Raw genomic sequence first — 11,869 nt, forward strand, 5'->3', positions numbered from 1 at the left:
TCGTGCCTTAGGGCCTGCCGCCACCGGCAGGCGAAACGTCTTCGCCCTCCATTATCGCCAAGCAGTTGCGCTATTTCGGAAACATTTGTGAAAAGCAGGGAATGGGCGGCTGCCCCCCTGCCGTGGTCGTGCCTATAATAGGCGGGCACGCGAGATGACCCTTGTCTCGCCATCCGAACAAGCAAGAAGGAGCAACGCCATGACCATGAAGATCCGCCAGGAGATTCCCACCCCCGCCAACAGCACCAACTTCAACGTCGTGCCCGACAGCACCACCACCGTCGGCACCACGCTCGAGAACCTGAAGGCCGCTGTCATGGGCGAGACCGGTGCGTCCGCCAAGTACGCCGCCTTCGCCGCCGCCGCCCGCGCCCAGGGCTACGAGCAGATCGCCCGCCAGTTCGAGGCCACCTCGGCCGCCGAGCAGATCCACATCGGCCTCGAGGCCGCGCTCATCCAGGCCGCCGAGCCCGACTACGTCCGTCCCGAGGCTCCGCAGATGGAGGGCATCCAGACCGACCTGAACCTCATCTCCGGCGCGCTGGGCGAGATCTACGAGACCTCCGACATGTACCCGTCCTTCATCGTGAAGGCCCAGGAGGAGGGCGACGCCAAGACCGTGCAGGTGTTCACGCGCGCTAAGCTGGCCGAGTCCGTGCATGCCGAGCTGTACCTGGACGCCTACAACAACATCGACGCCGAGGACGACCGCTCCTTCTACCTGTGCCCCGTCTGCGGCTACATCCACAAGGGCGACGACTTCGAGAAGTGCCCCATCTGCTTCTGCGCTAAGGACAAGTTCCAGGTGTTCTAAGCCAACGCAAGACAACGTGCAAGAAAGGCCGTCCCATCAGGGGCGGCCTTTCTATTTTGTCGTCCAAGGAGCCAAAGTACACCAAGGAGAACGATCCCTTCCGCACAACGCTGACGCTGACCAGGACGGAATGCTCGCATTGGCGGGAAGGGCGCGGGGAGCAGAGGCGCAGGGAGGGAGCCGGAGCTGCGGACGGGGCGGGAAGGCGGGGCCGTCGGCGGCGCGCTGTGGCACGCAGGCGGGGGGCCGGGGCTGCGGAGCCGTCGGCGGGGCTGCGGGGAGGGAAGGTCGGGGCCGCCGGCGGTGCGCTGTGGACGACACAACCCTGAGGCGGGTGCCTCCGCCTGCATTGGCGACGGGCAGGGGGGATGAGGCGCAAGCACCGCGCGGGCGTGCGAAACACCGTGCGCCGAGTGTTTCACGTGAAACATTCGTTCTCACCGCAGGAGTCAGGCGCCAGAAACGGCGAGGCCAGGCGAGCAAGGACTCCCCCTCAAGAGACTCGGTGTGCGCGCTGATGCGAAAACGTCGTGCGCCGAATGTTTCACGTGAAACATTCGTTCTCGCCGCAAAAAGCAGACGCTAAGGATGGCGGGGCCATGTGAAGAGAGACTCCCCCTCGAGAGACTCGACGTGCGCGCTGAGAATGCGGCCGCCTTCGACAGACACCTTCGCGATAGAACGCGGGAAGCCGCCACGAGGACGAAACGCCGAGCCGGGACAGATCAGCAGCGTGGCGGGCCGGACGTCGCTCCCCCACTCGAGCTTGGGCACGTGGGTGTGGCCGTGAACGCAGATGTCGGGCAGCGGGTCGCCAGGCGCCAGGGCCGCGCTGCCGGCAGCGGTAACGCGCACATCGCGAGGGTAGTGGGCTACGAGGAAACGGACGCCCTCGAGGACAGGACGCGCGAAGCGCCCCACGGAGTCGCCGTATTCCGGGAAGTCGTTGTTGCCCAGAACGGCAGTCACCGGAGCCAGCGTCTCCAGCTCGCGCAGGATGGCAGGGTCGCCGATGTCACCTGCGTGGATGATGTGATCCACATCCGCCAGCGCCGCGTAGGCCCGATGGTCGAGCCGTCCGTGCGTATCCGATATGATGCCAATGGTAGCCATGCCCTCCATAGTAGCAAAAACCACCTGCGTCCGCTCGCGCCTGCACACGCCTCGCCCCGACGGCCGTGCCGGCTCGCCCGCGCTCGCCCGCCCTACCGACCACGCTCGTCTGCCCGCGCCTGCTCGCTCCCGCCGCCAGCTCGCTCGCGCTCGCCTCCCGCCCACGCTCGCCTCATCGACCACGCTCGTCTGCTCGTGCCTGCCCGCCGTCATCCGTGCCTACTCGCGTTTGCGTTCACGCAGCCGTGTCGAGCGCTCTTTCCGCGTCCGCACGCGTCCACTTCATCCAGACTTGTCCTGCGCTCAGTGCCTCTGGGATGTTTCACGTGAAACATTCGTTTGCAAAACAGCGGCTCCCGTACCCCCCGTTTTCACCGTACGAATGTTTCACGTGAAACATTTTCTCCGCGCTGGATGGGGTTTCTCCTAGGAGTTCGTTGCCGAAAACCCACGTGGAATTGACTGGGAGGTTACGACGATGACGAGAACATGAGGGGAGAGTGACACGGGGGTAACTACGCCGCCACGAGGCCACGAGGCTCCTTGGGCGCTCGCTATACTGCTAACCAGCAGATGACAAGTACATAAGAAGACAGTTTCCTTTCCTCCTTCTCTCCTGAGAGCGCCGGTTCCTCCCCTTTCCGGTGCTCAACCGAATCGGCGGCTCCCCCTAGGCCGCCCTTTCGGCGTTTTCGGGGCTTCTCGCACGAGAGAGCGGGGAGGTCGACCACACGAGAGGAGTCTCCATGAGCCTCGTCGAAAACAATGAGATCATTCACGATTCCCATCGGGAAGATCAGCATTCACTGCCCCAATTTAAGGACATCGAACTCGTCAGCGACGGGTGGATCAAGAAGTATGTGCTCACCTATGAGATGCCCGATGGGTCGGAATACCGCTACGAGAGCGTCTCGCGCAAGGGGCTTGACGCCTATCGCGCCCAGCTGCTGGGAAACGCCGCCGGCCGCACGCCCGAGCCCGACGCCGTGTGCATCGTGCCCGTGCTCCCCGACGACAGCCTGCTGCTCATCCGCGAGTTCCGCTACCCCGTGAATGCCTCGGTCATTGCGTTTCCCGCCGGACTCGTCGAGCCGGGCGAGACGCTGGCGGACTGCGTCGACCGCGAGCTGCGCGAGGAAACCGGCTACCGCCTGCGTCGCGCGTTCGACCGCGACCCGCTCATGCCGCTGCCGCAGTCGGGGTATTCGTCGGTGGGCATGGCGGAGGAGAACGTGCGCGTGGTCATCGCCTACGTCGAGCCCGACGGCGACGCGCAGCCGGGAGAGGGCGAGTTCATCGAGCATTTCACGCTCACCCGCGACCAGGTGGGACCCTTCCTCGACACGAATCGCGAGCTCATCGGCACACGCTGCCAGCTGCTGCTCGAGGCCGTGCGACGCACCAACGTCCTGCGCAAGCGCCTCACGCTGCTGCAAAACCCCCTCAGAAGCGAGGACTTCGCCTAAGGGGGCGGAAGCATCCGGCTCGGGCAAATCGGCGGAATCGGCGGAACCACCCGAGCCGCTGCCCCCCGGGCGCCCGGGCCATCCGGGCCGTCGGCACCGCCGGCACCGCTCGAACCGTCCGACCCGCCCAAACCGTCGGCGCCAACCGAGTCGCCGGACACCCCCCGGCGCCGGCGCCGCCCGAGCCGCTAGGCCCCTCCCTCGGGCGCCCAAGCGCCCGGGCCGTCCCCTCCTTCCCCGGCCACCCAGCGCGCAAGGAGGGAGCGGCCCGCAGGGCCCCACCAGAACGAAGCGCTAACTAGCGGGCAGCCTTGAGGGCGGCTACCTTCTCGCGTGCCTCGGCGAGCTGCGCCTCGACGTCGATACCGCGCACGTCAAGGTTCTCGGCGACGGCAAAGCGCACCTCGGGGATGCCGAACATGCGGGCGATACCGCACAGGTACTCATAGCCCAGGTTGGCACCGGCCACCGAGCCGCCGCAGGTAGTGAGGTAGGTGAGATGCCGCGCGCGGCAGAGGCCCTCGCAGCGGGCGTCATCGGTGTAGTGGAAGGTGATATCGCACACGCTCACATGCTCGAGGTACACCTTGAGCGCCGCGGGAAACGACAGGTCCCAGTACGGTGCGCCGACGACGATCTCATCGGCCTCCGCGAACTGCTTGGCCAGGTCGAACACCGGGTCGTCGAAGACGCCCGCTGCCTCCAGCTGAGCGCGGTAGGCGACGGATTCCGCATAGAAGGGCTCCAGGCGCATCTGGCCCAGGTTCACTTCCTGCACGCTGTCGATGCCCTCCAAGTACTCGCGGCACAGGCCCAAGGTGCGCGATTCCTCGTTACGCAGGCAGGCATTCACGAACAGCACGGTCACGGCTTCCTCACTTTCCCTCGAGCACGTCGAGCGCGGCGCGATAGCCGCCGCTGCCGTAGCTCAAGCACTTGGACACGCGGGCGATGGTGGTGGCCGACGCCCCGGTGGCCTCCTCGATGGCGGCATAGGACTTCCCCGCCGCAAGCAGCCGCGCCACAGCCAGGCGCTGAGAGGTCTCGCGAATCTCGCGAATGGTGAACAAGTCCTCCAACAAGGTGAACACGGTGTCCTCATCGTCGAGGGCCGCCAGCACGGCCAGCAGGTCGTCAACGTCTTTCGTGCGGATGTCGCTCATGGTCAGATCACTCCTCTGCGGAAGCGGCCGCCGGGCGCTCAAGGCTCCCGCGGTGCGCCGCGCGCACCAGGCCGTACTCTATGGAATCGACGAGCGCGTTCCACGACGCCTCGATGACGTTCTCCGACACCCCCACCGTCCCCCAGGTTCCGCAGGCGTCTGCGGAGGTGATGGTGACGCGGGTGATGGCGTCCGTTCCCTGGCTCTCGTCGAGCAAGCGCACCTTGTAGTCGATCAGCTCCATAGCGGCCACCTGCGGATACGACTCGCTGATGGCAAGCCGCAGAGCGTTGTCGAGCGCGCCGATGGGGCCGGTTCCCTCACCCGTGGAGACGAACCGGCGGGCGCCCACGTGAATCTTGACGGTGGCCTCGGACATGGCGTCCTTAGCCAGCGCGCCCGTATCCTCGTGATCATCCACGATGACCCGGAAGCTCTCCAGCGTGAAGGCGGGGCGGTAGTCCCCCAAGTGCCGCATGAGCAGCAGGGCGAGCGACCCGTCGGCCACCTCGTAGGAGTAGCCGGCCGCCTCGCGCCGCTTGATGTCGTCGAGTACCGCCTGCACGTCCACGTCAGGCACCGTCAAGTCAAGGCCGAGCGACGCCGCCTTCTGGACGAGCGACGCCTTTCCCGCAAGCTCGCTCACGAGCATGCGCGCGCTGTTGCCCACAGCCTCGGGACGTGCGTGCTCGTAGGCCTCGGGAAAGCGCGCGATGGCGCTGGCATGCAGGCCGCCCTTGTGGGCGAAGGCCGAAGCGCCCGTGTAGGGATGGTGGGCCGGCAGCGACACGTTGCACAGCTCGGCCACGTACTGGGCCACGCCGGTCAGGTCGCGCAGGCGGTCGGGCCCCACGCAGGCGGCGCCCATCTTCAGCTCCAGGTCGGCGATGACCGTGAGCAGGTCGGTGTTGCCCACGCGCTCGCCGATGCCGTTGACGGTGCCCTGCACCTGCGTGACGCCGGCGCGCACCGCGGCCAGGGTGTTGGCTACCGCGCAACCGGAATCGTTGTGACAGTGGATACCGAGCGCCTGCTCCGGCAGGGCGGCTGCGACGGCCGCGACGGCCTCCTCCACCTCGAAGGGGAGCGCCCCGCCGTTGGTCTCGCACAGGTCGATCGAGTCGGCACCGGCCTCAGAGGCCGCGCGCAGGCACGCCAGCGCGTAGGCGGAATTGGCCTTGTAGCCATCGAAGAAGTGCTCGGCATCGAACACGACGCGCCGCCCCGCGGCCTTCAGGTAGGCCACGGAATCGGCTATCATCCGCAGGTTCTCCTCGAGCGAGGTCTGAAGCGCACGAGTGACCTGGGCATCCCAGGTTTTTCCCACGATGGTGACCACGGGTGCCCCGCAGGCCAGCAAATCGGCCAGCCCCGGATCGTCGGCCGCGGCCACGCCCTTGCGGCAGGTCGATCCGAAGGCGGCTATCTGCGCGTGGGCCAGGGGAAGCTCCCGCACCTGGCGGAAGAACGCGATGTCCTTGGGGTTGGACGCGGGAAAGCCGCCTTCGATGAAGTCAATGCCAAAGGCGTCGAGCCGCTCGACGATGCGCAGCTTGTCCTCAAGCGAGAGCGTGATGCCCTCGCACTGCTCACCGTCGCGCAGCGTGCTGTCATAGGTGTGGATGCGGCGACTCACCGCGCCTTAGACCTCCGTCAGCCAGTCAGCGTACTCCTCCACGCGACCGTAGGCCACAGCGAAGAAGCGCTCCTGGAGGGCGCGGGTGACCGGGCCCGGCTTGCCCACCTCGCGGCCGTCCACGGCCCCGATGGGAGTCAGCTCGGCAGCAGAGCCGGTCATGAACACCTCGTCGGCAACGTAGAGGTCGCAGCGGGTCAGGCTCTCCTCGATGGCGGGGATCTCCAGATCCTCGGCCAGGCAGAGCACCGTGTCGCGCGTGATGCCCTCGAGCAGGCCGTCGGAGAGCGGCGGCGTGGAGAGCACGCCATCGCGCACGACGAACAGGTTCTCGCCCGTGCCCTCGCAGACCAGGCCGTCCTCGTTCAGCATGATGGCCTCAGCGTAGCCGTGCTCCTTGGCCTCCAGCTTGGCCAGGATGGAGTTCATGTAGGACGCGGTGGCCTTCACCGCCGGCGGGATGGCATTGTTGGAGCGCTGACGCCACGAGGACACGCCCACGGACACACCGCTCTCCAACGCCTCGGGGCCCAGATAGGCATCCCACGGCCACACGGCGATGACCACATCGGTCGGCGCGCCGCTGGGATCGACGCCCATGACGCCGTAGCCGCGATACACGAGCGGGCGAATGTAGCAGGACGGCAGCTTGTTCGCGCGAATGACCTCGAGGGTGGCTTCGCACAGCTCGTCCACCGTGTAGGGCAGATCGATCAGCGCGATCTTGCAGCTGCGATGCAGACGCTCCATGTGGTCGCGCAGGCGGAACACGAAGCTGCGGTCGGAGTCGGGGTCCTTATAGCAGCGGATACCCTCGAAGACACCAGACCCGTAGTGCAGGGAGTGCGACAGCACGTGCGTGGTGGCCTCAGCCCACGGAACCAGCTCCCCGTTCTTCCAAATGTAGTCCACTTCGGTGATGTCCATCTTGCGCTCCCTTCTTGGACCCTCTTCCAGATGACACCGCATTTTACTCCAACGAACTAACGTCCACCGCCTTTTCCGCCGAGTGGGGCAAAAAGAAGGGCCCCGCCAGCTCAGCAGAGAGCGAGGCGGGGCCCACGGCCGCGTCCCCGGGGGAGGAGCGGCTGAAAGCAGGTGTGCTTAGGACAGGAACTGCGCCAGGCGCTGCAGCGGCTGGGACATCAGCTTGGCAGAGCCCTTGTCCTTGCCCAGGACGAAGAGGTCGGCAACGGGAGTCATCGGATCCTCCACCAGGTCGGTGATGACCTGGTCGGTCACCGGGCGCGTCTCGATGACGCGCTTGGCGAAGGTGGGCATCTGATCCTCCATGGCGGTGATCTTCACCACGTCACCCGTGTGCGGCGCCTGGATGTAGTAGCCGTCGCCCAGGTACATGGCCACGTGGCCCACGCCGTCGGACTGGCGATCGAAGAACAGCAGGTCGCCCATGTGCAGATCCTCGAAGTCCACGTCCTCGCCCACCAGGCACTGGAAGTAGGTGGTACGCGGAATCTCGACGCCCAGAACCTCGCGGTAGCAGTACTGCACCAGGCCAGAGCAGTCGAAGCCGTCCGGGGTGGTGCCGCCCCACAGGTAGGGGGTGCCCAGGTGGGACGTGGCCTCGGCCACCAGGTCAGCGAGCGTGCGCTGCTCCATGATCACCTCGCCGGTGATGGGGTCGAGCATCTCCTTGCCGGTTTCCGGATCAATGACCGGGAACTCGAAGGTGGAGACCATCTCGTAGTCCAGCGGCTCGTCAAAGCGGGTCAGATCGTAGGTCTCGATGATGTCCTGCAGCTTCTCGGAGTACTGGGTGTCGGTGGCGTAACGGCCCTCCAGGTAGTCCGTGGCGTCCACGAAGGTGGGGGCGTTGGACTTCCACACCGGCGCATAGAAGCCGTCGAGGCCCTCGCACATGAGGTCGGCGTAGTCGTTGAGGGAGTCCTTCACCGTGTCGTACTTGCGGAAGTCCGACAGAATGAAGTAGATGAGGCCGGTGCCGTCGTCCTCGGCGGTGCGCATGAGGACGCTCTCGCCGTTGTGGGAGCCCTTGATGCCGAAGAGGTTGTTGTTCGGCGCCTTGGCCAGCATCGAATTGCCCGAGGCAGACTCGAGAATGGCCTGGGCAATCATGACGGACGCGTAGAGGTCGCGCTCCTGGCCGATCTCACGCGCCTGCTCGCCGATCATGGCGATGAACTTCTCGGTGGTGAGATCGTGGGTGTAGTGCTTCGGCGTGTAGGTGGTATCGCCGTTGTAGGACCACGACGGGTAGGACGGGTTCTCCGCCGCCGGCGGGTCGGCCGGCGTCACGGGCGCCGGAGGCGTCGGGACGGTGGGCGCGACGACCTCGGCCGGCGCCTCGGCGTCGGGGGCCTCAGCCTTGGGAGCCTCGGGGTCGGCCGGCTTGGCCGGATCCTCGGCCTCCGGATCCTTGGGGTCGGCGGGGTCGGTCTTGTCCGCGGGATCGGCCGGCTTGGCCGGGTCGGCCGGCTTCACGGGATCGGTCTGGTCGCCTGGCTTGGCCGGCTCAGAGGGATCCGCCGGATCGGTCGGGACGGTCGGCTCAACCGGCTTCACGGGATCGGTCGGCTCAGCCGGGTCAACGGGCTCCGTCGGGACAGTCGGGTCGGTCGGCTCGACGGGGTCAACCGGGTCGATCGGATCCACCGGATCGACCGGATCGGTGGGATCAGTCGGCTCGACGGGGTCAACGGGGTCAACCGGGTCGATGGGGTCAGTCGGCTCTCCGGGCTCCACGGGATCCGTGGCGTCAGGGTTCTCGGGATCGACGGCGTCCGGATCCTTGGAATCGGGACCGACGATGGGCGCCGGGTTATCGGGGTCAGGCTCGACGGCCTCGCCGTTGGCGGCCGCGTTCTTCTCGGCCTCCGCCTTGGCGGCAGCCTCTTCGGCGGCCTTCTTCTTCGCCGCTTCCTCCTGGGCCTTCTTCTCGGCCGCAGCAGCCTGGGCCTTGGCCTTGGCGCTGGCGATGTTGTCCGCAGTGGCGGGATCGATGGCACGCAGGGCGCCCAGGTCGATGGAGTTGAGCTCCTCCAGGCTGAGGGAGCCGCCGTTGAGGTACTTCACGACCGCGCCGCTGCCGGCAAAGCCGGTGCTGCGAACCTTCTCGATGACGGCCGAAGCCGCATCCTTGTCGCCGAAGGCATCACCGTCTGCCAACGTGAGGCCTGCGATGGGCGTCACCGCAAGCGCGGTGGCGACCACTACCGCGGTTGCGCCCTTGACGCGATTGCGCCGGGCCCGCGTATCCTTGCCGCTATTCTTACGCATGAGAACCTGCTTTCAGAGTAATGCGCCGCAAAGCAGATAGAGCGGTAAAAGCGTGTGCTACCGCGCGCTGCCCTGCATGCGCGTCTTCTGTCATCGACGCCCATCGCCCCCGCAACGGCATCGATCCTCTTCTCAGATAACCGTGAATTTATCACAGGCACCCGACGACCGCAAGGCAAAGATGTCGTTTTGGTAACAGACGCAGACAGGTTTCAGGGAAAATTCAAAGTGCCGAAGTCAGGATATCCCCGACTCCGGCACAGGTCCCGATGACGTCCTCCGCTGTTTCTAAGCAGTAACCCCGCCCTTTCCATCTGGACGATCGCCGCCACGGTCGAACCCGCCGAATCCGCCGCGGCCGCCGGCCCCCTCAAGCCGGGAGGAGCCCTCGGTGGAGACGGTGGCGCTCACCGCAGAGCCGCCGTCAACGGAACCGCCTCGCCAGAGAGCGCCCTCCGGGACAGCGCCGACCAGCATGCCGCCCACCACCACCTGGCACGTCGCGCCGTCGGCCAAATCGGGGCTCGACACTACGACGCTCTGGAAGGCGGCCTCCGCGGTGAAGGAGGCCAGCACGACGCCAGCTTCGTCGACGAGGGACACGGCATCGCCCGCGGCGCCGCTCGCGGCCACCAGGGCCGAGGGCTGCGTGCCGCCCGTAAAGCCCATGGCCATGCCCGCCGAGCCCACCATGATGACGGTGCCGCCGTTGACGGTGGCCTCGAACTCGTAGTCAAGGGTGCTGTCCGCGCCGCCCGTCGGGCCCGTGACGAGAACGGTACCGCCGTTCACCTCCACCGATCCGTTGCTGTCGATGCCGTCGCCGCCGGCCACGATGACGAGGGACCCGCCGTTCACCTGGATGAGGCACTCCTCGCTGGCGCCGGGCAGGGCGCCGCCCCCCGGCCCGAAGCCGCCGCGTCCGCCCCCGCCGTCGGGGGCGCCGCCGGGGCGCTCCGCGGAAGGGGCGCCCTCCGCTGGCGCGCCATTGGGGGCGTCCTGTGGGGCGGCGGGAGACTCAGCGCCCTCGGGCAGCGCAGGAGGCGTGCCTCCTTCGGCCGCGGCGCCAGCGGGCGAGGCGGATGAGCCGTCCTCACCAGGGGCGGCATCTCGCCAAGACGGACGCTCGTCCCCAGGGGAAGCCTCGTCAGAGCCGGGCGCCGGGGCCGGAGCGGTGCCCGGGTTCCCCGCCCCGCCCGACGGCGCGTCGCCGGCAGGCGCGCCCTCGGCAGGCGCCCCTGCGGTGGCCCCTGCCGCAGCGCCTTCGCCTTCGCCTTCCGCAGCGGTCGGGTCTTCCGCTGTCGAGGCGTTCACCGCGTCGTCGGAGGCCACGATGCGCGTGGCCCCGCCGTTGACGTAGACCTTCTCGGACTCGTAGCCCTCGTAGCAGGCCGCCACGTCAACCTGGCCGTCGTCGACCACCAGCTCGTACTCGGTATGGAAGGCGTCGTCGCCTGCCCGCACAGACAGCGTGCCGCCCGCGATGCGCCCGAGCACCTCCGAGCGGAAGGCGTCATCGGCCGCGTCAACCGTCACCGTGCCACCCGTGACGCGGAAGAGGGTGTAGGCGTCGACGCCGTCGTCGCCAGCCGTCAGGTCGAGCGTGCCGCCATCAAGCGTGACGAAGCCGCGCGCCGGATCCTCGTCGTTGTTGGACTTCACCGCATCGCCCCCGGCCGTCACCGTGATGTCGCCGTCGGCCACCTTCACGCAGTCGCGGCCGCGCAGGCCGTCCTCCGCCGCCGTCACCTCGTAGGTGCCGCCGGCGACAACCAGGTCGTCCTTGGAGACGATTCCGTGGCGGTAAGAGCCCTCCACGACAAGCGAGCCCGTGCCGTTGAAGGTGAGGTCACCCTTGCTGAACACGGCGCCGTTCGGCTCGTCCTCGCCTTCGGCCAGCTCGTAGGACGCGCCGTCGGCCAGGACGTTGCGCGTGCCATCGGCGAGGGTCACGAACACCTTGTCGGCGCTCTTCACGTAGAGGGCCGGGCCGGACTCGTTGCGCACCAACGCGCCAGCCAGCACCACCTGAACCTTGTCGGTGTCCTTGTCCGCTTCCACGACGATCTGCCCCTGATCGAGACTGCCGGTCACGACGTAGGTGCCGGCCGCGTTGATGGCAAGGGTGCCCGTGGCGGCGTCGAACGCGGCGCCGGGCCCCTCCACGGCACCGGCGGACAGATCGACGGCCGTGGCCGAGGTCGCGTCGTAGGAGGCGTCGCCATCGCGCTTGCTGTACTCGAAGTCCATGGCCTCCACGTCGGCCAGGGCGGTCGCCTCGGCTGACGCGAGGGCCTCCGAGGCGGCAGGCTCGCCGCCGGACGCACTCGCGTCGGCGGCCGGGCCGGCCGAGCATCCGGCCAGCCCCAGCGCGAGCGCAGCCGCCAAGGCCGCGCCCAGCACGCGCTGGCCGGCGTGC

General features: G+C 67.6%; 9 protein-coding genes. 2 read left to right on the top strand and 7 right to left on the bottom strand.

What is annotated here, in order from left to right; genetic code table 11:
- Window positions 1-199: 199 nt before the first annotated feature.
- Window positions 200-814: a nigerythrin gene (gene ngr / locus D1643_RS03510; RefSeq protein ID WP_236643350.1), complete on the top strand. Its 615-nt coding sequence runs from the start codon at window positions 200-202 to the stop codon at window positions 812-814.
- A 582-nt stretch (window positions 815-1,396) separates the two neighbouring features.
- Here the strand turns inward: ngr and D1643_RS03515 are convergent.
- Window positions 1,397-1,927, bottom strand: a complete 531-nt coding sequence (locus D1643_RS03515; RefSeq protein ID WP_160708696.1) for a metallophosphoesterase family protein — start codon at window positions 1,925-1,927, stop codon at window positions 1,397-1,399.
- A 746-nt stretch (window positions 1,928-2,673) separates the two neighbouring features.
- On the opposite strand from D1643_RS03515, the gene D1643_RS03520 reads away from it, so the two are divergent.
- On the top strand, window positions 2,674-3,393 hold the full coding sequence (locus tag D1643_RS03520) for an NUDIX hydrolase (protein WP_160708698.1): 720 nt from the start codon (window positions 2,674-2,676) through the stop codon (window positions 3,391-3,393).
- A gap of 298 nt (window positions 3,394-3,691) precedes the next feature.
- On the opposite strand, the gene D1643_RS03525 is transcribed toward D1643_RS03520, so the two are convergent.
- The 6 genes from D1643_RS03525 to D1643_RS03560 all read right to left on the bottom strand — a co-directional run.
- On the bottom strand, window positions 3,692-4,255 hold the full coding sequence (locus D1643_RS03525; RefSeq protein ID WP_370520279.1) for an NAD(P)H-dependent oxidoreductase: 564 nt from the start codon (window positions 4,253-4,255) through the stop codon (window positions 3,692-3,694).
- Between the two features lie 13 nt (window positions 4,256-4,268).
- A complete protein-coding gene (locus D1643_RS03530) occupies window positions 4,269-4,556 on the bottom strand; it encodes a YerC/YecD family TrpR-related protein (protein ID WP_160708702.1) in 288 nt (95 codons plus the stop codon).
- Between the two features lie 7 nt (window positions 4,557-4,563).
- Entirely contained in the window at window positions 4,564-6,192 is a 1,629-nt protein-coding gene (gene cimA, locus D1643_RS03535) for a citramalate synthase (protein WP_160708704.1), read from the bottom strand.
- Between the two features lie 6 nt (window positions 6,193-6,198).
- Window positions 6,199-7,119: a branched-chain amino acid transaminase gene (locus D1643_RS03540; protein ID WP_160708706.1), complete on the bottom strand. Its 921-nt coding sequence runs from the start codon at window positions 7,117-7,119 to the stop codon at window positions 6,199-6,201.
- Between the two features lie 177 nt (window positions 7,120-7,296).
- Window positions 7,297-9,450, bottom strand: coding sequence for a glucosaminidase domain-containing protein (locus D1643_RS12130; RefSeq protein ID WP_201750942.1), 2,154 nt, complete (start codon window positions 9,448-9,450; stop codon window positions 7,297-7,299).
- A 288-nt stretch (window positions 9,451-9,738) separates the two neighbouring features.
- Window positions 9,739-11,869: carbohydrate-binding domain-containing protein (locus D1643_RS03560; RefSeq protein WP_160708708.1), on the bottom strand; the 2,131-nt coding region annotated here is incomplete at its 5' end.

It is taken from the genome of Enterorhabdus sp. P55 (genome assembly GCF_009911695.1).
Classification (GTDB): Bacteria; Actinomycetota; Coriobacteriia; order Coriobacteriales; family Eggerthellaceae; genus Enterorhabdus.